This window comes from Corynebacterium sp. HMSC034H07 (genome assembly GCF_001815175.1).
Taxonomy (GTDB): Bacteria; Actinomycetota; Actinomycetes; order Mycobacteriales; family Mycobacteriaceae; genus Corynebacterium; species Corynebacterium hiratae.
This window is the reverse complement of the sequence record NZ_KV819482.1, coordinates 38,422-58,141: the sequence shown is the minus strand read 5'-3', so window position 1 is coordinate 58,141 and position 19,720 is coordinate 38,422. Positions and strand designations below refer to the sequence as shown.

Sequence of the window (19,720 nt, the reverse complement as noted above, 5' to 3'; positions counted from 1 at the left end):
ATCCCTGATGTCGCCGATCATTTTGGGGTGCGCTGCATCGACCTTCTTGCTTTTCTAAGAGAGATGGAAATCAGCATTTAGCTGATTCCTATCGCTTCATCACGTGCACATCTACACCACCAAACAGGCTGAAGCAGTTCACCACTACTTCAGGGGCGCTGGCAGGTAGGTCTGCGGGGTCAATGGCACCGCCTTCGACCTTGATGTCGTGGCCACCAAAGAGGCCGACGCCGTTGACACGAACGCGGAATCCTTCCGGGCCCCACACATCGACGCCGCCGAATACCCCGACCGCTTGGATTGTCGTGACGTGTTCTTTGAGGGAAGCACCGCGAAGGTCTACATCGGTGCCGCCGAAAATTCCCATCGTGGTGTGATGAGCGGCGATGGGAATGCCGCGCACAGTGCTGCCGCCAAAGATGCCGAGGGAGAGCCCCTGCGCACCCTGCGCAGAGGGTTCCACTTGGGCTAAAGCCTGGTCAACAGCGATGGAAGTTCCTTGGTTGGTGGCCTTGATCTCCTTCGACCGTTGACGTGCTACCTGGTGGCTGCCGAACAGGACTTGTTCTGGGGCCTCGATAAGGTCGGAAACAAGGTCGACCAACTCGCCGCGAGTCGTGGCATCGGCGCAGCGGCTGGAGCGCTCCTCGAATTCGGTAACGCTGAGCTGGCCTACCGACATCGCATCCGCCAACACCTGTGAAGCGGTGGTGCGCTCAGAGTTCGTGCATTTGATGTCTCGTGATTCCATGACTTGGATTTTACGTGGAAGCACGCTTTTAAGCGCGGCGAAAAGTGCTGAGCACTTCGCCGCGCTTATTCGTTCATTCCTGGGTTCTTGTTAGGACTCGATCTCGGGAGCGAAATCGGGCAGGCGCTCCCCTACTCCAAGGAGCTCAGCGATAGCTGCCACAGCGCGCTCGGCGGCCTTGCCGTCGCCATAGGGGTTGACGGCGTTGGCCATTGCCTCGTATGCGGCGGAATCGTCGAGAAGCAGTTTGGCCTCCGCCACGATAAGGCTTCGGTTGGTGCCCACAAGCTTCACAGTGCCGGCCACAACGGCTTCGGGGCGTTCGGTGTTCTGCCGCATGACCAAAACCGGCTTGCCCAGAGCCGGGGCTTCTTCCTGAACTCCACCAGAGTCGGTGAGGATAATGGTCGCACGGTCCAGAAGCTTGGTGAACTGGTCATAAGGCAGCGGGTCCGTGATGATGACGTTAGGCAGGGACTCAACCTCCGGAAGCACGGCGCCACGAACCTTCGGGTTGAGGTGCAGGGGTAGAACAAAGTTGATGTCTGGGTAGGCCTTTGCCAAATCCTTGACCGCCCCGCCAATTTCCTTCATAGCTTCTAGGTTCTCGCGCCGGTGCGTGGTGACGACGACAAGACGCTTGGCCGACTGAGCCGCTTCCTGGACGGCAGGGTCTTCGAACTCGGTATCCCAGCTTGCAGCCTCGAGTAAGGCATCGATAACGGTGTTGCCGGTGACCGCGATGTCCTTGGAACGCACGTTCTCGCGGCGCAGGTTCTCCATCGCCCCTGCTGTCGGCGCTAGGTGCAGTTCCGCGACCTGGCCGATGAGCTTACGGTTGGCCTCTTCCGGGAACGGCGAGTGGATGTCGCCGGTGCGCAGGCCTGCTTCTAGGTGGACAATTTTCACCCCACGATGGAACCCCGCCAGTGCTGCGGCCATAGCCGTTGAAGTATCCCCCTGGGAAATAATGACATCGGGCTGTTCGGCGTCGATAATCTCATCCAGCCCCATGAGCGCGCGGGAGACAATCTCATTGAGACCTTGGCCCGGCTTCATCAGGTGCAGATCCAGCTTCGGTTCAATACCAAACATGGTATTAACCTGCTCCAGCATTTCCTTGTGCTGGCCAGTGGAGACAGCAACCGATTCGAAGCGCTCGTCCTTCTCCAAGGCCGTGATGACGGGAGCTACCTTGATTGCCTCCGGACGGGTTCCGTAGACAGTCATGATTTTGGGTAGGGGCATTGCTCTCCTTGGATTAAGAGAAGTAAAGACACGTCAATTCTTCCATACGAAGGGAACTGACCGAATCCCATTCTCTGAGGCGTAGGGAAGGAAGGGGAATATACTTCCATTGAGCTAGTTCAAAACTACATGCACCTTATCATCTTCCCCGACACCCTTTTGTGCACGTAGTAATCTCGAAAACCCCCGAGAGATAGTAGATAGCTTCGCGCTGCTAGTTTCCGCTAGTCCTCGCTCACGGTGACTTCCCGTGGCTCTTCGAAAGCAGCCACGCGCGGCTCAGCTGCCGCCACGCTGGCTGTTAATAGCGCTGACATCGCCACGGCTGCCGAGACCGCGTGCGTACGCTTAGAACTCTCCACAGAACTTAAGTTAACCGAAGCGAATGGTCTTTGGGAAGAGTTCGCACAATATCTATTCGCCCCACAGCTTCACCGGCACCAACGCCGGTGGGCTTGGGCAGGTAGGCTGATCGTGAGAATTGCACGTTGCCCGTACGTTGTACGCAAACGCTGGCCGCTGCGCCGGCTCGAAGTAAGGGGATGACTAGTTTCCAATGATCCAATTTGTTGTGGGTGCTGCCGCCGGATACGTCTTTGGAACCAAGGCTGGGCGCAAGCGCTACCACCAAATTAAGGGCGCTTATGAAAAGGCCGTGAACCCCCCCGCCACCAAGGCCGCGGTGCGCTCAGCGCGCAAGGCCGTGGCCAACCGCTTGGATCCGGAGCCGCGTATGCGCGAGCTCAAGGACTACAACAAGGGACGCCGCGGCAAGCGGGGTGCCGCGGATGGAGTGCAGCCGGATCGGATTTACGAGCCGGACGAAGATTAACGCGCTGATTAGCGCACGCCGCGGAAGGCGCGGTCGTTGAGCTCGCGGCGGGCTTGCTCAAGTGCCACGAGGTCGGCGAAGAGTGAATTGTAGGACTCTTCGTCGTCGGAGGGGCGCATGCGGCCGAGTTGGGCCTTGAGTTGAGCTACTTGGTCGCCCACGCGGGCTTCCTGGAGGCGCGAGAGCACGGAATCGGCGTAGGCCTCCAGGTCGGTATCGGGGTTGCCGGTCTCCCCCAGCTTGATGGGTTCCACGGCGAGCTCAGAGACGAAGTTGCGGGCCATAAGATCCGGCATCTCCCCGGCCACGGCGGCGAGCCACTCCACGCCGGGCTGTTCGGCACCGGAGGTCACGCCACCGAGGGTGGAAATGGCGCGGCGGATGGTGCGGTAGGCCTCGTTGGAGTAGGCATCCTCCGTGATTCCGTCGAAGTAGCTGCCGGCAATCTGCGGATATTGCAGGGCCAGCTTGAGGGCCTCGCGCTGCGGCCATAGGTGGGGCTCACGTGGGCCGGGGATGTGCATGACGGGGGCATTAGACTGCGCGGGCGCAGAGGCGGTCTCCTCCAAGGAGGCAAAGCGCGGGCGCTGTTCCTTCTTGGGCTTGCGGGCCTCTTGGCGGACCTGCTGGAGTACTTCCTCCGGGTTGGGCCAGCCCACCCAGCCGGCTAGGCGGCGGGCGTATTCGCGCTGCAGAGGTTGATCCCTGATCTGAGCCACGACGGGCACCGCGCGGCGCAGGGCTTGGAGGCGTCCTTCGGCGGAGTCGATGCTGAAGTCTGAGATAACAGAGCGGATGACGAACTCGAACATGGGGATGCGGTCCGCCACCAAGTCGCGCACCGCGGCGTCGCCGCGCTCTAGGCGCAGATCGCAGGGATCCATGCCATCCGGGGCCACGGAGACGAAGGACTGCCCGGTGAACTTCTGCTCGCCTTCAAAGGCGCGCATGGCGGCCTTCTGGCCGGCCTCGTCACCGTCGAAAGTGTAGATGAGCTCGCCGTGAAAGTAGGAATCATCCAACATAAGCCGGCGCAGGACTTGCAGGTGGTCTGCGCCGAAGGCGGTGCCACAGGAGGCCACGGCAGTCTTCACGCCCGCGGCGTACATGGCCATGACATCCGTATAGCCCTCCACCACCACGGCCTGGTGTTGCTCCGCGATGTTGCGCTTGGCCAAATCCAGGCCGAAGAGCACCTTGGACTTGTGATAGAGCATGGTCTCGGGCGTGTTCATGTACTTGCCCAGCTTGTCATCGTCGTAAAGCTTGCGTGCGCCGAAGCCGATGACGTTTCCGGACAAGTCCTTGATGGGCCACAGCAGGCGCCGGTGGAAGCGGTCGATGGGGCCGCGCTTGCCCATCTTGGAAATGCCGGCGGCTTCCAGCTCCTCAAAGGAAAAGCCCATGCGCAGCAGGTGCTTTGTGGCGGTATCCCAGCCCTCCGGGGCATAACCGCACTCGAACTCGTAGATGATTTCCTTGGAAAATCCACGGTCGAGGAGGAACTCGCGCCCGGCGGCGGCCTGCGGGGTTTCTAGCTGCTGGCGGTAGAACTCGTGCGCCGCCTTGTTGGCGGCGATGAGCCGGCGGCGCGTGCCGGGCTTCTCGTCGCGCGCACCGGTGGAGCCACCCTGGTAGTTGATGTGGTAGCCAATCTTTTGGGCCACAGCTTCGACCGCCTCCGGGAAGGAGACCTGCTCCATCTCCATGAGGAAGCTGAACACATCCCCACCCTTGCCGGTGGAGAAGCAGTGATAGTAGCCGCGCTGCGGGCGCACGTGGAAGGATGGGGTCTTCTCATCCTTGAAGGGGCTCAGGCCCTTCAAGGAGTCATAGCCAGCGGGCTTGAGCTGGACGTATTCGCCCACGATCTCATCAATAGGCGCGCGTTCACGGATAGCTTGGATGTCGCTGTCCGGAATTCTGCCTCGTGCCATGCGTACAGACTACCCCGCCCACGCAAGGTACAGGTACCCACGGCTGGGTGGGCAAGAGCCGCGAGTCCCACATCCTGGAAGAACTCATATGTGGGAATCGGCAAAAAGCGCGTTCTTGATTTCTTTTTCGGCCCCCGCACCTGCAATGATGGGGGCCATGGCCCAATCCTCCCCCTCCAAAAAATCGCTGCCGGCTCTCATCGGTGGTGCGGTTCTCGTCCTCGTCGCGGGCTACTTCGGTATCGACCTCGGTGATTCCAGTGATGGCGCGGGCCAGAAGGCAGCGTCCTCATCTGATACGCCTGATGCGTCCGCTGCATCGGGCGTATCCTCTGCCGCTGGTGCGTCTGGTGGGGATGAGGGGGACGTCGCCAAGCAGGGCGGCTCCGACCTGCCCACCTGTTCCATGGATTCCTTGCCCCAGGAGGCGCATGACACGGCCAGCGATATCTTGGCCGGTGGCCCCTATGATTATCCGGATAATGACAACGTGCGCTTTGGCAATTATGAGGGTGTGCTGCCGCAGCAGGACAGGAATTACTACCGCGAATACACGGTGGAAACGCCGGGGATTGGGCACCGCGGGGCCAAGCGGATTGTCACCGGTGGCGGGAGCGAGACCGACCCGGATGTCTGGTACTACACCGATGACCACTACGACAGCTTCTGCAGCATCCCGGACGCGGAGGACTAAGACATGCAGCGCATCCTGATTACTGAACCTATCCGCACGCGCGAGGACTTCTATGGCGCGCTTGGGCGCCTGCGCGGCTGCCAGTCCGGTGCGCCACGCAACCTCGATGCTTTGGCCGATTTCCTGCGTGAGCAACATATCGTGGCGATTATCGCCGCGGATTTCGACATGGTTGAAGAAGACCTGACCCCGATCAGCATGGTGCTGAAGGACCAGGGTGTAGCACTCGTGCGCTAGCTCAAAAAGCCGAAGAGATCGGCGCTGCGCCGCGCCAGGCGCTCCAGGCGTGATTCGGTCATGGAGGCGATCTGGTCGATGATGGCGCGGTCGCGCTCCAGGTCGGTATCGGCCTGGTTCCACCACAGGGCGAAGGTGGCGTCCAGCGAGCCCGGCGCGCCGGCCACCAGGTAGTCGTAGACGCGGTAGATGCGCTCGCGCTGGCGGTCCTGACGGGCCAGGTGGGCGGGCTCATCCATGACGTAGAGAACGGCGATGGTCTTGAGCAGGGTCACCTCCGCCACCGCGCCCGGCGGGACGGCGAGGTCGCCGTGCATGCGGCCGAGCGGGCCGTCGTTAGCCGCCAGCGTGGCGGAGACGGTAGCGCCGACGTAGCGGCCGACGAGCTCCGAGGTCATCTTCTTTAAGTTGGCATAGGAGCGCAGGGAGTAATCAAAGTTGCCGATGGCATTGATGACGTCCAGCTGGCGTAGGCGGTCGGCGGCCTCGAGGAGCTCGTCGGCGGTGCCGCCGAAGGCCTTTGCACCCTTGTCCGCGAGGTTGGCTAGCTCCACTAGGTCCCAGAGCACGCCCAGGGAGATGCGGCGGGAGATGATGCCGTCTTCGACATCGTGGACGGAATAGGCGATGTCATCCGACCAGTCCATGACCTGGGCCTCCATGGACTTGCGCTGGTCGGAGTGGCCTTGGCGCAGCCACTCCAGGACGTCGATGTCTTCGTCGTAGGCGCCGTATTTGCGGTTGGTCGTGCCATCCGGGTTGGTCTTGGTCCAGGGGTACTTGCAGGCGGCGTCCAGCGAGGCGCGGGTGAGGTTGAGGCCATAGCTGCGCGGGCCCGCCGGGGTATCCAAAACCACCTTGGGCTCCAGCTTGGTCAGGATGCGCAGGGTCTGGGCGTTGCCCTCGAAGCCGCCGAGGGCCACCTCGTTGAGGGCATTCTCGCCGTTGTGGCCGTAGGGCGGGTGGCCGATGTCATGGGTTAGCCCCGCCATATCGCACAAGTCCGGGTCCAGGCCTAAGCCAGCGCCGATGCTGCGGGCAATCTGGCTGACCTCCAAGGAGTGTGTCAGCCGAGTGCGCGGGGTATCGCCATCGCGCGGGCCCACCACTTGGGTCTTATCCGCCAGGCGGCGCAGGGCCGCGGAGTGTAGGACGCGGGCACGGTCCCGGGAAAAGGCGCCGCGGTGTTCCTCGGTTTTGAGCAGGGCCGAGCCTTTCGGTGACTCGGAGGCGAGGCGGGCGACGTCTTCTGCGCGATAGGAATAGCTCACGGGTTTTAAGTTTAGGCGGAGTCCTGGTCTTCCTGGGTCTGCCTCGCGCCAATGACGCGGTGGCGCAGGGCCTGGTTGGGGCGGATGAGGCGCTCGATGCGGTAGAAAGCCGCGCGCACGCCTTCGGTGCGCTTCTCCCCTAGCAGGGTGCGCAGCCCCAGGTAGGCCAAACCGCCCAGCTCGTGGGCCAGGTAGCGCCACCAGGGGATGGAGAAGCGCCGGGAAGGATAGTAGGGCGTGCCCATAACGGTCGCGGTGATTCCTTCTTGGCGGGCGATGAGGAAGGTGCGCAGGCGGTGGAGCGGGTCGGTGATGATGACGGCCTCGGTCACGCCGAGTTTGTCGCGGGCGGCGGCTAGCTCGCTGCGGGTGTCGAGGCCCTCTTCGAGGGCGGTGACTTTAAGGGGCTCGTCGTCAAGCAAGGCCCGTGCCACCCCGGCCTCGGTGAACCTATCGCCGGGCAAGTTCCCGCCCACCGTGATGATGGGCAGGTTGTGCGCGGTGGCGTACTCGGCGGCGAAGCGCACACGGCCGCGAAGGATGCGGGAGGGGCGCCCGTCGTATTGCGCAGCGCCGAGAACAATAACGTACTTCACTGCCTGTCCACTTTAGCGTTGGGTGGCAGGTATCGTGGTGCGCATGACTACTGCTGCTCGTATTGGACGCGCCGCCCTCGCCGCCCTCGTGCTGGGGTTGGCCACTGCTAGCCCGGCCTTGGCTGCGGACTTCGTTGTTGCCGCGCCGGAGGCGGCCTCGCTCACGGATAAGGTGACGGATGAGGCGGGGGTTCTCTCGGACTCGGAGAAGTCCGAGTTGGAGGACAAGATTAGCGCGCTGCAGCAGGAGCACCACGTGGTCATTTTCGTGGTCTTTGCCTCCTCGCTGCCGGAGGACGCGGAGAGCTATGCGGGTGAGATTGTGCAGTCCAAGGGCCCGAACTCCGCGGCCTATGTGGTGGGCGTGGATGATTCCACCATAGGCGTGCAAACGGGTAATGAGTGGCCGCGCGGGCGTCTAGACGTGATGTATGAGGCGGCTTATGCCAAGCTTGCCGACGGCCGCCAGTTCGGTGCTTCCGCACTCGCGCTTGTCGACGCTGCCGCTTCCGGTTCTGCGGGGTCTTCTTCTGGCGCTTCTGCTGCTTCTGATTCCGATGGCTCGGGAGGCCTGTGGCTAGCTGGCGGCGCGGGCGCGCTGGCTTTGGCGGGTGGCGGAATCGCGGTGGCCAACAGGCGCAAGACAAAGAAGGACTCGGCGGCCACTCTGGAATCCGCGCGCCAGATTGAGCCGAGCAACACTGCGCAGCTGGACCGCCTGGACATGGCGACCTTGGAGAAGCTGGCCCAGGAGGAGCTGGTCTCCACGGATGAATCGATTCGCCGCGGCAAGGAGGAGCTCGATATTGCGGTGGCCGAGTTCGGCCCCGAGCGCACCCGCCCGTTCACGCGCGCGATGAACCACTCTACGCTGACGCTGCAGAAGGCTTTTCAACTGCAGCAGAAGCTTAAGGACAATCTGCCCGAGACCACGGCGGAGCGCCGCCAGATGTTGGTGGAGATTATCTCCTCCTGCGGGCAGGCCGATGATGCTTTGGATGAGCAGGCCGCCGACTTTGCTAAGATGCGTGACTTGCTCATTAACGCCAGCTCCAAGCTGGATGAGCTCCCCCGCCGGGTGGTCGACCTGCGCGGGCGCCTCCCGCAGGCGCGCGCTACCTTGTCTACTCTCAGCGGCTCCTATTCCGAGGAGGTGTTGTCCTCCATTGCGGATAACCCGGAGATGGCGGAGGTCTCGCTCAATGAGGCTGAAAAGCTGCTTTCCCGCGGCCGAGAATTGCAGTCCCAGCCGGCTGGCCAGCAGGGTCCTTTGGTGGGCTATATCCGCGATGCCGAGCACGCCCTGGAGGTCTCCGACCGCCTGCTGAATGGCGTGGAGAATGCCGAGAACTCGATTACGGCGGCGCGCGATAACTTACCTGCGCTCATCGATGAGGTCGAGGAAGAAATCGCTGAAGCACAGCACCTCGAGCAGCGCGGCAAGGCTCAGGGCTCCCCTGCTGATTGGTCCGCGCTGGAATCACTGCTTGCGGAGGCCCGGGAGGCCCTGCGCGCGGCCCGCGAGCAGGGTCAGGGCGATCCGCTGGGTCAGTACACGGCGCTGACGGCTATCGATGGTGAGCTCGACCAGCAGCTGGATACCGTCCGCGAGACCAACGCCACCCGCGAGCGCCAAATTGCGCTCTACCGCCAGCAGATGGCCGCGGCCGAATCCGCTATCCAGGCAGCTGAGGACTTGCTCTCCTCGCGTGGTCGCGTGGTGGGACCCGATGCGCGTGTGGCGCTTGCCGATGCTACCCGCCTCTTCGCCCAAGCCCAAAACTCCGCGTCTAAGGACTTGCGCGCAGCCCTCAACTACTCTCGTGATGCCGCTTCTGCCGCGCAGACTTCTCTCAACCGCGCGAAGCAAGACCTGGAGGCTTATCGCCGCCAGGAACAGCGCCGCCAGGCCACCGATGCCGCGGGCAACATCTTGACCGGCATGGTGTTGGGCCAGATCCTCGGCGGTGGCAGCTCCCGCGGCCACGGCGGTGGTTTCGGTGGTGGATTCTCCGGCGGAGGCGGTTTCGGCGGAGGTGGCTTCTCGGGCGGCGGCGGTGGTGGCGGCTTCCGCGGCGGCTCCTTCTAGCGGTCCTCTCCCCTCCTTCCCCACATCAGCTCCTCCCAGCCGGCTTCACCCACTTCTCCGTCCTCTCTCCCCGCACCAGCTCTTCCCAGCCCCCTCTTCCCCTTCCCGCGCCTAGGCCTCGAAGCCCGCGGCCCGCACCCGATATCTCCCAACCGGGACGGTCCCACATGGCATCTCGCACAAGGCGCCTTGCAAAAGGCATCTTCTAGAAGGCGTTTTCACAGCTAAAAACGCCTTTTGCACCCTCTACATGGCGTTTTCAGACCCAAAGACGCCTTTTGACAGACGCCATTTGCCAGATGCCTTCTGCCGGACTGTCGGTTGCCGTTTGCGAGATGCCGGATGCCGGATGCCCTTGCACACACCGGGCCGCTGGGCGCCGACTCGGTTGTCGGCCAAGTAGATCCACGGATACGGGATTGGTGCACGTACATGATTGGTGTAAACCGGTCATGCACATGGTTCTGGTCAAACGGTTCGCCTCAGATGGTTCGCTTGGGGGCAAGTAAACCTTCTGCAATGCGCTAGATGGTTCGTTTGGGGGCAAGCAAACCTTATGACTGCAACCATCTGACTCGAACCCTCTACCGGCATACCAAGCCGAGCAAACACACTCGGAGAGCTCCTCTTCGAAGACAAACTCCACTACTCGCATGTCGGTGCAGGTTATATCGCGAAAGGTCCCTTTAGTTTGGTGCCTTTATTCTGGTCCCTTTGCCTAGTAAAGGAACCATCTATCAGGCGAAAAGCTGCGCCACATGGTCCCTTTGCACTCATAAGGGACCAGAGTGGAGGGACCAAACCAGAAGGACCATCTGTGAGAGAGCGGAAAGCACGGCCTAGCAGGCAGGAAGCAAGAAGGGGACGTGCGCCGAGCAGGCAGGCAGCAAGAAAGCGAAGTGGGCTTTGACGGGCAGCAGTGCGAAGTAGGGGTTCGGTGCACAAATGGGCGGCACCGCGGAAGGTGGGGTTAGGTGCGGAAGGGGCGGATGGAGCCGTCGAGAAGCAGGCAACAGTAGCTGGTGAAGGCGGCGTCCGTGAGGGGGAGCTCGCCCACCGCAACTTCGAGGTCGCGGCCCCGCGGGGTGGTGCGGGCAACCTCGGCAGCGGGGCCAGACAGAGCGAGAATGCGGCGCTCGCGGCGGAATGGATTCGTGCGCTCAAGCAGGTACTCGCGGCCCTGGCAGATCGCGCGCAGCTTGTTGACCGTAAAGCTGGTTTGTTTCGCCGAAAAGTCGGGCCCGCGCACAGTAAAGCGGCGCGCGCCCGGGATGTGCTCGAAGGCGATGGTGGTGCCCGTCCCGGGCAGCAGCAGGCCCGTCGGTCTCACGCGGGCGATGACCTCGCCCGCGCCATCCACCAGCGCCCCATCGCGCCACACCCAGCGTTGCATCAGAGGAGCACCGCAATGATGGCGACGATGGTCATGAGCAACAGCGTGGCGATGATCGGGATCGCGGTCTTTTGCGTCCGAGCCTCCAAAATGACGCGGGTAAACCAGCTCAAAGCCGCAATCTCCGAGTGGTTGAGATCATCGGAGTCATCGCTGTTCTCGCCCTCGAACTCGAGGATGGCCTTGCGCACGCCAGAGTTCTTGGAGGAGAACTGGGCGATCTTCAGCCCCTCGTGGTCCTCAACAATCCAGTCACCGCCGGCCTCGTTGATGAAGGCAAAGGTGCGCCCGTCCAGCGAGGCCTCCAAGCGCTTATCGCGCTTGGGGTTGCCCGCTAGGCGGTAGACACGGTCATCTTCCAAGGTCACCGACGCGCCCAGGTCATCGAGGCCCAAGCGCCAGTGCTCGCCTTCCACATCTGCCGAGCGTTCCTGGAACATGCCCAACGACGCCGGCCCCTCCCCCACGAGGAGGACCGGGTTCTTGCGGTCGCTGCGGTCCCAGCTGGTGTAGTGCATTAGCAGCCAGCCAGGCGGGCAGCCAGGTAAGCCTCAAGCTCGTCGAGCTTGACGCGCTCCTGCTCCATCGAGTCACGCTCACGCACGGTGACCGCGTTGTCCTCGAGGGTGTCGAAGTCATAGGTCACGCAGAACGGCGTACCAATCTCGTCCTGGCGGCGGTAGCGGCGGCCGATGGCGCCAGAGACATCGAACTCCACGTTCCAGTTGGCGCGCAGCTTGTTGGCCAGCTCGCGGGCCGGGGTGGACAGCTCTTCCTTCTTCGACAGCGGCAGCACGGCCACCTTGACCGGAGCCAGACGGCGGTCCAGGCGCAGCACCACGCGCTTATCGGTACCGCCCTTGGCGTTCGGGGCCTCCTCTTCGTCGTAGGCATCGATAAGGAAGGCCATCATGGCGCGGCCCAGGCCGGCAGCCGGCTCAATAACGTACGGGGTCCAGCGCTCGCCAGCCTCCTGGTCAAAGTAAGACAGGTCCTCGCCCGAGCCCTTGGTGTGCACGGAAAGGTCATAGTCCGTGCGGTTGGCCACGCCCTCCAGCTCGCCCCACTTGGAGCCCTTGAAGTTATAGGCGTACTCGACGTCCACGGTGCGCTTGGAGTAGTGGGAGAGCTTCTCCTGCGGGTGCTCGTAGAGGCGCAGGTTCTCTTCCTTGATACCGAGGTCGATGTACCAGTTGAAGCGGTCATCGATCCAGTACTGGTGCCACTCTTCGTCCTCGCCCGGCTTGACGAAGAACTCCATCTCCATCTGCTCGAACTCGCGGGTACGGAAGATGAAGTTACCCGGGGTGATCTCGTTGCGGAAGGACTTACCGATGTTCGCGATACCGAATGGCGGCTTCATACGCGCCGAGGTCATCACGTTCTTGAAGTTCACAAAGATGCCCTGCGCGGTCTCCGGGCGCAAGTAGTGCAGACCCTGCTCGTCGTCGACCGGGCCCAGGAAGGTCTTAAGCAAACCGGAGAAGGCCTTCGGCTCGGTCCAGTCACCCGGCTGGCCAGTCTCCGGATCGTTGATGTCAGCCAGGCCGTTGGCCGGCTCGTGGCCGTGCTTTTCCTCGTAGGCCTCGATCAGGTGGTCCGCGCGGTAGCGCTTACCGGTGTGCTTGGACTCCACCAGCGGGTCGGTGAAAACCTCAACGTGGCCGGAGGACACCCACACCTGGCGTGGCTGGATCACGGACGTATCGACGCCCACGACGTCATCGCGGGACTGCACCATGTGGCGCCACCACTGGCGCTTGATGTTTTCCTTGAGCTCGACGCCAAGCGGGCCGTAGTCCCACGCAGAGCGGGAACCGCCATAAATTTCACCTGCTTGGTAGACCAAGCCGCGGCGCTTACACAGGCTGACGACGGTATCAATGACGGATGCCATAGCTAATGGGACTCCTCTGGTAGGGGACAGTCTTTATACAGTGCGGCCTAGTCTAGCGTGCCCCTCATCGCCGCGTGCCTTCACCCCAAAAGTGTGGTGCATTTTATACACATTTCCGCATTCTTCGGCTATAGTACCGATAGCTCTCTTTTTAACTCTCCATCAATAGATATGACTGAAGGTGAATGGCGTGACCAACACCCAGACTGACACCCTTTCCTTTGATCTGGCGGCGGCTGCCACCGTGATTAGCGCTTTGGATTCACCATTGCGCATCGATATCATTCAGCGCCTCTCCGAGCGCGACCACTACGTCCACGAGCTGGTCGCCGCGACCGGCAAATCGCAGCCGCTTATCAGCCAGCACCTGCGGGTTCTCAAGCGCGCGAACATCGTCGACAGTGAACGCACCGGCCGTGAAGTCCGTTACTCTTTGGTGGCCCCTAAGGTGCTGCCTTTGCTTCGCGACGCCTCACTGGCCACCTCTTAATGGAAGTGTGTTGATAAACTAAGCCCCATGGCCATCCACGACAGTATTCCCAAACTCGGCGCTCGCAATACCCGCCAGCGCACCGCCGTCGTTGAGGTCCTGCGCAGTCTCGACAAGTTCGTCTCCGCCAAGGACATTCACCAGGCGCTTATCGACGGTAACCAGAAAGTCGGCCTCACCACCGTCTACCGCACGCTCCAATCACTTTCGGAGATTGAAGCCGTCGACGCGCTCCACATGCCCTCCGGCGAGACCCTCTACCGCCATTGCGAGAGCGATGCGCACCACCACCACTTGGTGTGCACCAAATGCGGCCGCACCGAAGAAATCGATGGCGGCCCGATTGAAGAGTGGGCCTCCTCGGTAGCCAAGGAGCACGACTTCGAGCTCACCGGGCACGATGCCGAAATCTTCGGCATCTGCGCCGAGTGCCGCGCGGCGTCTTAGACACGCCACTTTTCCTGCCACATCGAGGATATCTTCATCCCCCTTGACAGCACTACACAGCTCGCGCGCTACTTGACGCCGCCGAAGCGGCGGTCACGCCGCGCGTACTCCTCCACCGCGGCGAACAAGTCTTCCGGAGTGAAATCCGGGAAGAGCTTGTCCTGGTAAATCATCTCTGCGTAAGCCGACTGCCACAGCAGGAAGTTGGAGGTGCGCTTCTCGCCGGAGGGGCGCAAGAACAGATCCACGTCTGGCATATCGGGGTCATACATCACCGAGCTGACCGTCTTCTCATTGATGGAGCGCGGGTCCAGCTCGCCGCGGGAGACTTGCTCGGCGAGTTTCCGGATGCCGTCGACAAGCTCGGCGCGACCACCGTAATTCACGCACATCACCAGGGTCATCTTGGTGTTGTCCTTAGTCAGCTCCTCTGCGGCCTCAAGCTCCTTGATCACAGAGCGCCACAGGCGCGGGCGGCGGCCGGCCCAGACCACGCGCACTCCCCTCTCGTTGAGCCAATGGCGCTGGCGGCGCAGCACGTCGCGGTTAAAGCCCATGAGGAAGCGGACTTCCTCCGCGCTGCGGCGCCAATTCTCGGTGGAGAAGGCATAAGCGGAAAGGTAGGAAACGCCGAGGGCGAGGCAGGCATCGACGACGTCGAGAAGCACTGCTTCCCCGCGGCGGTGACCTTCGGTGCGCTTCATGCCGCGCTCCTCTGCCCAGCGGCCGTTACCGTCCATGACCAGCGCGATGTGGCGCGGCAGGAACTCCTGCGGGATAGCGGGCGGATGAAGGACTCGGTTCGGGTCAGGCGTAATCACGCATTACAGTCTACTGTTCCATGATCCCCAGCGCGCCAACGGAGCGCTCGAGGTGCCATTGCAGGTGGGCGCGGGTGAGGCGATGGGCCTCTTGGGCTTGGGCGTTCGTTGGTTGACTGGGGTGGTCATGGGCGATGAGCCACATGTGGTGCAGGGTTTCTGGGTCTACCTCGGCGGCGCCTGGTGGGCGGCATTGGTGGCAGGCGGCCCCACCCACAGCAGGGTGGAAGGCGTGGTGGGGGCCGGGCCTTTGGCACTGGGCGCAATCGAAAAGGCTGGGTGCCCAGCCGGCGTGGGACATGGCTTTGAGGAGGAACGCGTCGAGAAGCATGAGCGGATCGCCGTGCTGAAGCTTGTCGAGGACATCGACGCAGGCCTCGTAAAGGTACGGGTCGCCGGGGGCATCGGCGGCGGCGAGGCGCTCGGCGGATTCGAGGGCGGCACACGCGGCGGTGTAGCGCTCGTAGTCCTCGATGATGCGCGCGCCGAAGTAGTCCACGGTATCGGCCTGGGAAATGGTGTAGAGGTTGCGGCCCGGATAAAGCTGCACGTCGAGGTTGACAAAGAGCTGCAGGCGCGAGCCGAAGCGCGATTTGGCGCGGCGAACCCCCTTGGCCACCCCGCGCACGAGGCCGTGGTGGCGGGTCAAGAGCACGATGATGCGATCCGCCTCGCCGAAATCGTAGGTGCGGATGACGAGGGCGCGGTCGCGAAAATTCTCGCGCATCTAGAAGCCCAGGCGGCCCAGCGCCTTCGGGTCCGACTGCCAATTCTTCAGCACCTTAATGCGCAGGTCAAGGTAGACGTTCTGGCCGAGGAGCTGGATGATCTCCTTGCGGGCGGTGCCCACAATACGGCGGAAGCGGCGGCCGTCTTTGCCTTCGATGATGCGCTTTTGGCCGGGGCGTTCGAGGTAGAGCACGGCGTGGACGTTGAGCACGTCGGGGCGCTCCTGGTCAGGTAGCATTTCATCGACTTCCACGGCCACGGAGTGCGGGAGCTCGTGCTTCAGGCCAGCCAGGGCGGCCTCGCGGATGAGCTCAGCGATGCGCTCGGCCTGGTCTTCGTCGGTGACGTGGTCATCCGGGTAAAACTTCGGGCCTTCCGGCAGGTGGTCGACGATGACCTGCGTGAGCTCCTCCAGCTGCACGCGCTCGGTAGCGGAGACGGGGATGACGACGGCGTCAGGGTTGTCCTCGCTGAGAAGCGCATGCAGTGCGAGCAGCTGCGCGCCGACTTGATCTTTGGAGGCTTTGTCCAGCTTGGTCACAATGCCGATGATGGGGGTCTTCGGCGCGACCTTGCGCACGTTCTCCAGAATCCAGCGGTCACCGGGGCCAATCTTTTCATCCGCGGGAATGGTCAAGCCGATGACGTCGACGTCGGCATACGTGTCTTTGACGACCTCGTTGAGGCGCTCGCCGAGCAGAGTGCGCGGGCGGTGCAGGCCGGGCGTGTCGACGAGGACGATCTGCGCGTCCTCGCGGTGGACCAGGCCGCGGATGGGGTGGCGGGTGGTCTCGGGTTGGTCAGCCGTGATGGCGATCTTCTGCCCCACCAGCGCGTTGGTCAGGGTGGACTTGCCGGTGTTGGGGCGGCCGACGAAAGACACGAAACCGGAGCGGAAGCCCTCAGGCGTGTCGGTGTATTGCGAATAGTCGGCGGCGTTGGCTTCGCCCTCGGCTGGCAGGTCGGCGAAGGCGGCATCGAAATCAGTGCTCATATTGCCTCATATCATAACGCACGAGCTGTCGAGTCCCGTTCTTGTTGTAAAGCGCTGTTCTGACTCTCGCCGGGCCGCACGGCGAGCTTCCTGCCGATGCGCCGGCAGATGGTCCTTGTAGTTTGGTCCTTCTACTCTGGTCCCTTCTCTGTGCAAAGGGACCATCTGGTGCCGGTTTTCGCGTGCTAAATGGTCCCTTTAGTGTGCGAAGGGAGCAGACTAAAGGGACCTTCTGTGCTCCTCCGGGGGTCATCCGCCCTGCAGATGGTTCCAGTCAGGCGGTTCTAGTCATAAGGTTTCTTTGCCCCCAAACGAACCATCTAGCGACCTCCAGAAGGTTTGTTTGCCCCCAAGAGAACCTTCTGACCCGAACCATGTGAGTAGCACCTTATGGCTGGAAACCACATCGTTAAAGGGAGGGCCGCGGAAGCAGCGGTGAGGTGAGGGTGAAAGTTGCTGGCGCGAGCGTATCCGCCGCATGTCGACTGCGAAAAAGCTTGCGCCACATGGCATCTTGCAAACGGCATCTTCCGAAAGGCGTCTTTGGTAGCAAAAACGCCATCTGGACGCAGCAAAAGGCGTTTTCAGGAGTGAAAACGCCTTCTGACAGATGCCTTCTGCGGGATGCCATTTGTCGGACGCCTTTTGCGGGCCAAGGATCAGACTGGCGCGCGAGACCAAGCAAGACCAAGGCAAGACCAAGGCTCAGGCTGATGCGCGAGGCCAAGAAAACCAGGCAGAGCCCAAGGCCACGAAGGCGCGCGGGCAGCGAAAGAGGCGTGAAAGCTAGAGCTCCGTGACCTGGAACTGCAGCTGCGGGTGAGCGAAGACGTCCTGCGACTCGATGAGCAGCAGCTCCTGGGAATCTGCCTCGTAGGTGTTCTGCAGCAAGTCGAAGACGGAAGACGCGGTGCGCTTGAGCGCTTCCTTCGCATCATGCGTCTCCACGTAGTGGCCGGTGAAAAGCGAGGCCGTGACATCGCCCGAACCATTGCGCTTGAACGGCAACTTGGGGGTGGTCACCAGGAAGGCGCGCTCGCCATCAACGGCGAGCATCTCAATCTCGTCCTCACCGGTTTCTGGGCGCTGCACCGAGGTCACCAGCACAGTCTTCGGTCCGATCTCCTGAGCGCGCTTCACCGCGGCGAGGGTCTGCTCCAAGGTGCCCACCTCGGAGTCCGTCAAGTAGCCCAGCTCGAACTGATTCGGGGTGATGATGTCCGCGACCGGAACGACCTTATCGCGCAGCAGCGGCGGGATTTCGTCGGAGACGAAGCAGCCGGACTTGGCGTTGCCCATGACCGGGTCGCAGGCATAGAGGGCACGCGGGTTGACCGCCTTGATGCGGTTCACGGCATCCACGATGGCGCCGGCGATGTCCGGGCCGCCCTGGTAGCCAGACAGGATCGCATCGATACGCGGGAAGGCGCCGCGCTTTTCGATGCCATCCACAATCGCCGTGACCTCTTCCGCCGGGATCATCGGCCCGCCCCAATCGCCATAACCGGTGTGGTTGGAGAAGTTCACCGTGTGAATGGGCCACACCTCATGGCCGGCGCGCTGAAGGGGAAAGACTGCTGCGGAGTTGCCCACGTGGCCGAAGGTGACATGGGACTGAATGGAGAGGATGTTCATAACTCTCCATTGTGCTACGCCCCACGTAGCACCTCAACGATTGGCCTCATTTAAGCAAACGAACTGCCTGTGTTTGGCCGCAACTGACACAGGCGGTGGGCCCACCCGCATCCGGATTACAGACCGCCGCCGGGGACTTCCCCATCGAGCTTCGCGCGCTCGGCGGCATCCGGGAAGGCCTTCGGGCCAGAAGGCTTGGGCTGGTAGCTCACGCCACGCGCCGCCAAGTCCTCATACCAGTCCGCCAGCAGCTCGTTCTGCAGGCCGAACATTTCCTTCTCCTCCGCCGCAGTGGTGTGGTCATAGCCCAGCAGGTGCAGGCAACCATGCACGGTGAGCAGAGCCAGCTCGTGGCCCAGTGAGTGGCCGGCGGCCGTGGCCTGGCGCTGAGCAAACTCCGGGCAGAGCACAATATCGCCCAGCATCGCAGGTCCGGCCTCCACCGCGTCGGGGCGGCCAGCGGTAGCACCCGGGGTGAGCTCATCCATGGGGAAGCTCATCACATCGGTCGGGCCCTCTAGGTCCATCCAGCGCACGTGCAGCTCCGCGATGGTATCCAGATCCACCGCAGTAATCGTGCACTCGGCATCCGGATTCACGTCGAGGCGGCCGAGGGCGTAGGAGCAGACGTCGATCAGCATCTCCTCGTTGACGCCGTCATAACCGGACTCGTTAATAAACTCGATGCTCATTTCTTCTCCTCCTGCTCAGCAAAGTTATCGTAGGCCTCGACAATGCGCCCGACCAGCTGGTGGCGCACCACATCAGCAGAGCCCAGCTCCGCGAAGTGGATATCCGGCACGCCCTTCAGAATGCGGCGCACCAGGCGCAGACCGGAGACCTGGCCACCGGGCAAGTCCACCTGGGAAATATCGCCGGTCACCACGATGGTGGAGCCAAAGCCCAGGCGCGTCAGGAACATCTTCATCTGCGCCGGGGTGGTGTTTTGGGCCTCGTCGAGGATGACGAAGGCATCGTTGAGCGTGCGGCCACGCATATAGGCCAGGGGTGCGACCTCAATGATGCCGGCCTCCATGAGCTTTGGAATCATCTCCGGATCGATCATGTCCCGCAAAGCGTCGTACAGCGGGCGCAGGTAAGGGTCGATCTTGTCGTTGAGGGTGCCGGGCAGAAAGCCCAGCTTCTCCCCCGCTTCAACTGCCGGGCGGGTCAAGATAATGCGGCTGACCTGCTTGGCGCGCAGGGCCTGCACCGCTTTCGCCACCGCCAAGTAGGTCTTACCGGTACCGGCCGGACCGATACCGAAGACAATCGTGTTCTCATCGATGGCCTGCACATAGCGCGATTGGCCAAGAGTTTTCGGGCGCACGGCCTTGCCGCGGCGCGAGACGATATCCGCCGCGAGCGTCTCAGACACAGAGGCTGGGGCATCCACCGTGACCAGGTCCAGGGTGTGCTTCACGGTATCGGTGCTCACCGGATGCCCACGGCGGGCAATCGCCTCGAGCTCTTCGAGGACCTTGCGCGCGCGGGCCACCTCATAGTCCGGGCCGGCGGCGGTGACTGTGGTCCCGCGAGCGAAGAGGTCCACGCCCACGAGGTTGCCCAAAACGCGCAGGTTATCGTCCGCCGGACCGAGCACCGTGGCGAGGTAGGCGGAATCGAGATCAAACTTGGTGGTGATAATAGGCACGCCCA

At 62.5% G+C, this 19,720-nt stretch carries 21 protein-coding genes; 6 read left to right on the top strand and 15 right to left on the bottom strand.

Annotation, left to right across the window (positions count from 1 at the left end):
• Window positions 1-88: 88 nt before the first annotated feature.
• From HMPREF3009_RS00635 to HMPREF3009_RS13370, 3 genes are all read right to left on the bottom strand, one after another.
• Entirely contained in the window at window positions 89-751 is a 663-nt protein-coding gene (locus tag HMPREF3009_RS00635) for a DUF1707 SHOCT-like domain-containing protein (protein WP_070679391.1), read from the bottom strand.
• 90 nt (window positions 752-841) lie between these two features.
• Window positions 842-1,999, bottom strand: a complete 1,158-nt coding sequence (gene wecB, locus HMPREF3009_RS00630; protein WP_070545416.1) for a non-hydrolyzing UDP-N-acetylglucosamine 2-epimerase — start codon at window positions 1,997-1,999, stop codon at window positions 842-844.
• A 224-nt stretch (window positions 2,000-2,223) separates the two neighbouring features.
• Window positions 2,224-2,361, bottom strand: coding sequence for a hypothetical protein (locus HMPREF3009_RS13370; RefSeq protein ID WP_157844611.1), 138 nt, complete (start codon window positions 2,359-2,361; stop codon window positions 2,224-2,226).
• A gap of 194 nt (window positions 2,362-2,555) precedes the next feature.
• Between HMPREF3009_RS13370 and HMPREF3009_RS00625 the strand changes: the two genes are divergently transcribed.
• On the top strand, window positions 2,556-2,831 hold the full coding sequence (locus HMPREF3009_RS00625; protein WP_070679387.1) for a hypothetical protein: 276 nt from the start codon (window positions 2,556-2,558) through the stop codon (window positions 2,829-2,831).
• An 8-nt stretch (window positions 2,832-2,839) separates the two neighbouring features.
• Here the strand turns inward: HMPREF3009_RS00625 and dnaG are convergent, their stop codons facing one another.
• Window positions 2,840-4,768 carry a DNA primase gene (gene dnaG / locus HMPREF3009_RS00620; RefSeq protein WP_070679384.1) on the bottom strand — a complete coding sequence of 643 codons (1,929 nt, stop codon included), beginning with the start codon at window positions 4,766-4,768 and terminating at the stop codon, window positions 2,840-2,842.
• Window positions 4,769-4,925: 157 nt separating this feature from the next.
• Here dnaG and HMPREF3009_RS00615 point away from each other — a divergent pair, with 157 nt between their 5' ends.
• Together HMPREF3009_RS00615 and HMPREF3009_RS00610 are read left to right on the top strand one after the other, a co-directional pair.
• On the top strand, window positions 4,926-5,462 hold the full coding sequence (locus tag HMPREF3009_RS00615) for a guanyl-specific ribonuclease (RefSeq protein ID WP_070679381.1): 537 nt from the start codon (window positions 4,926-4,928) through the stop codon (window positions 5,460-5,462).
• A gap of 3 nt (window positions 5,463-5,465) precedes the next feature.
• Entirely contained in the window at window positions 5,466-5,699 is a 234-nt protein-coding gene (locus HMPREF3009_RS00610; protein ID WP_070679378.1) for a barstar family protein, read from the top strand.
• Here the strand turns inward: HMPREF3009_RS00610 and HMPREF3009_RS00605 are convergent.
• Together HMPREF3009_RS00605 and HMPREF3009_RS00600 are read right to left on the bottom strand one after the other, a co-directional pair.
• Window positions 5,696-6,970, bottom strand: a complete 1,275-nt coding sequence (locus tag HMPREF3009_RS00605; RefSeq protein WP_070679374.1) for a deoxyguanosinetriphosphate triphosphohydrolase — start codon at window positions 6,968-6,970, stop codon at window positions 5,696-5,698. The genes HMPREF3009_RS00610 and HMPREF3009_RS00605 overlap by 4 nt on opposite strands.
• Before the next feature lie 11 nt (window positions 6,971-6,981).
• Complete coding sequence (locus tag HMPREF3009_RS00600) at window positions 6,982-7,566, bottom strand: YdcF family protein (protein ID WP_070679371.1); 585 nt, start codon at window positions 7,564-7,566, stop codon at window positions 6,982-6,984.
• 43 nt (window positions 7,567-7,609) lie between these two features.
• Between HMPREF3009_RS00600 and HMPREF3009_RS00595 the strand changes: the two genes are divergently transcribed.
• Window positions 7,610-9,655: a TPM domain-containing protein gene (locus HMPREF3009_RS00595; protein WP_070679368.1), complete on the top strand. Its 2,046-nt coding sequence runs from the start codon at window positions 7,610-7,612 to the stop codon at window positions 9,653-9,655.
• A gap of 970 nt (window positions 9,656-10,625) precedes the next feature.
• Here the strand turns inward: HMPREF3009_RS00595 and HMPREF3009_RS00590 are convergent.
• From HMPREF3009_RS00590 to HMPREF3009_RS00580, 3 genes are read right to left on the bottom strand one after another with little or no spacing between them, the layout of a single operon-like run.
• Window positions 10,626-11,048 (bottom strand): hypothetical protein, encoded by a 423-nt coding sequence (locus HMPREF3009_RS00590; protein ID WP_070679365.1) that lies wholly within the window; start codon window positions 11,046-11,048, stop codon window positions 10,626-10,628.
• On the bottom strand, window positions 11,048-11,566 hold the full coding sequence (locus tag HMPREF3009_RS00585; RefSeq protein ID WP_070679362.1) for a hypothetical protein: 519 nt from the start codon (window positions 11,564-11,566) through the stop codon (window positions 11,048-11,050). Before HMPREF3009_RS00585 ends, HMPREF3009_RS00590 begins: the two co-directional genes overlap by 1 nt.
• Complete coding sequence (locus tag HMPREF3009_RS00580; protein WP_070519608.1) at window positions 11,566-12,945, bottom strand: glycine--tRNA ligase; 1,380 nt, start codon at window positions 12,943-12,945, stop codon at window positions 11,566-11,568. The genes HMPREF3009_RS00585 and HMPREF3009_RS00580 overlap by 1 nt, the downstream gene beginning before the upstream one ends.
• Window positions 12,946-13,135: 190 nt before the next feature.
• On the opposite strand from HMPREF3009_RS00580, the gene HMPREF3009_RS00575 reads away from it, so the two are divergent.
• Together HMPREF3009_RS00575 and HMPREF3009_RS00570 are read left to right on the top strand one after the other, a co-directional pair.
• Window positions 13,136-13,435 (top strand): ArsR/SmtB family transcription factor, encoded by a 300-nt coding sequence (locus tag HMPREF3009_RS00575; protein WP_070519606.1) that lies wholly within the window; start codon window positions 13,136-13,138, stop codon window positions 13,433-13,435.
• 27 nt (window positions 13,436-13,462) lie between these two features.
• Window positions 13,463-13,882, top strand: coding sequence for a Fur family transcriptional regulator (locus HMPREF3009_RS00570; protein WP_070545429.1), 420 nt, complete (start codon window positions 13,463-13,465; stop codon window positions 13,880-13,882).
• Between the two features lie 68 nt (window positions 13,883-13,950).
• On the opposite strand, the gene HMPREF3009_RS00565 is transcribed toward HMPREF3009_RS00570, so the two are convergent.
• The 6 genes from HMPREF3009_RS00565 to HMPREF3009_RS00535 form a co-directional block, all read right to left on the bottom strand.
• The gene (locus HMPREF3009_RS00565) at window positions 13,951-14,703 is read right to left on the bottom strand and encodes an isoprenyl transferase (RefSeq protein ID WP_070679359.1); all 753 of its coding nucleotides are present in this window, start codon (window positions 14,701-14,703) and stop codon (window positions 13,951-13,953) included.
• 10 nt (window positions 14,704-14,713) lie between these two features.
• On the bottom strand, window positions 14,714-15,430 hold the full coding sequence (gene recO / locus HMPREF3009_RS00560; protein ID WP_070679356.1) for a DNA repair protein RecO: 717 nt from the start codon (window positions 15,428-15,430) through the stop codon (window positions 14,714-14,716).
• Complete coding sequence (gene era, locus HMPREF3009_RS00555) at window positions 15,431-16,426, bottom strand: GTPase Era (RefSeq protein ID WP_070679353.1); 996 nt, start codon at window positions 16,424-16,426, stop codon at window positions 15,431-15,433.
• A gap of 786 nt (window positions 16,427-17,212) precedes the next feature.
• On the bottom strand, window positions 17,213-18,061 hold the full coding sequence (gene pdxY, locus HMPREF3009_RS00545) for a pyridoxal kinase PdxY (protein WP_070679350.1): 849 nt from the start codon (window positions 18,059-18,061) through the stop codon (window positions 17,213-17,215).
• 116 nt (window positions 18,062-18,177) lie between these two features.
• Complete coding sequence (ybeY, locus tag HMPREF3009_RS00540; protein ID WP_070679347.1) at window positions 18,178-18,753, bottom strand: rRNA maturation RNase YbeY; 576 nt, start codon at window positions 18,751-18,753, stop codon at window positions 18,178-18,180.
• Complete coding sequence (locus tag HMPREF3009_RS00535) at window positions 18,750-19,715, bottom strand: PhoH family protein (RefSeq protein WP_046649036.1); 966 nt, start codon at window positions 19,713-19,715, stop codon at window positions 18,750-18,752. Before HMPREF3009_RS00535 ends, ybeY begins: the two co-directional genes overlap by 4 nt.
• Between the last annotated feature and the right edge of the window lie 5 nt (window positions 19,716-19,720).

Bases quoted from the DNA above. Each gene is read 5' to 3' on its own strand.
- era (WP_070679353.1), bottom strand. From the start codon at position 16,426: ATGAGCACTGATTTCGATGCCGCCTTCGCCGACCTGCCAGCCGAGGGC.
- dnaG (WP_070679384.1), bottom strand. From the start codon at position 4,768: ATGGCACGAGGCAGAATTCCGGACAGCGACATCCAAGCTATCCGTGAA.
- HMPREF3009_RS00610 (WP_070679378.1), top strand. From the start codon at position 5,466: ATGCAGCGCATCCTGATTACTGAACCTATCCGCACGCGCGAGGACTTC.
- HMPREF3009_RS00570 (WP_070545429.1), top strand. From the start codon at position 13,463: ATGGCCATCCACGACAGTATTCCCAAACTCGGCGCTCGCAATACCCGC.
- wecB (WP_070545416.1), bottom strand. From the start codon at position 1,999: ATGCCCCTACCCAAAATCATGACTGTCTACGGAACCCGTCCGGAGGCA.
- HMPREF3009_RS00635 (WP_070679391.1), bottom strand. From the start codon at position 751: ATGGAATCACGAGACATCAAATGCACGAACTCTGAGCGCACCACCGCT.
- HMPREF3009_RS00615 (WP_070679381.1), top strand. From the start codon at position 4,926: ATGGCCCAATCCTCCCCCTCCAAAAAATCGCTGCCGGCTCTCATCGGT.
- HMPREF3009_RS00585 (WP_070679362.1), bottom strand. From the start codon at position 11,566: ATGCACTACACCAGCTGGGACCGCAGCGACCGCAAGAACCCGGTCCTC.
- ybeY (WP_070679347.1), bottom strand. From the start codon at position 18,753: ATGAGCATCGAGTTTATTAACGAGTCCGGTTATGACGGCGTCAACGAG.
- HMPREF3009_RS00625 (WP_070679387.1), top strand. From the start codon at position 2,556: ATGATCCAATTTGTTGTGGGTGCTGCCGCCGGATACGTCTTTGGAACC.
- HMPREF3009_RS00590 (WP_070679365.1), bottom strand. From the start codon at position 11,048: ATGCAACGCTGGGTGTGGCGCGATGGGGCGCTGGTGGATGGCGCGGGC.
- recO (WP_070679356.1), bottom strand. From the start codon at position 15,430: ATGCGCGAGAATTTTCGCGACCGCGCCCTCGTCATCCGCACCTACGAT.
- HMPREF3009_RS00595 (WP_070679368.1), top strand. From the start codon at position 7,610: ATGACTACTGCTGCTCGTATTGGACGCGCCGCCCTCGCCGCCCTCGTG.
- HMPREF3009_RS00580 (WP_070519608.1), bottom strand. From the start codon at position 12,945: ATGGCATCCGTCATTGATACCGTCGTCAGCCTGTGTAAGCGCCGCGGC.
- pdxY (WP_070679350.1), bottom strand. From the start codon at position 18,061: ATGAACATCCTCTCCATTCAGTCCCATGTCACCTTCGGCCACGTGGGC.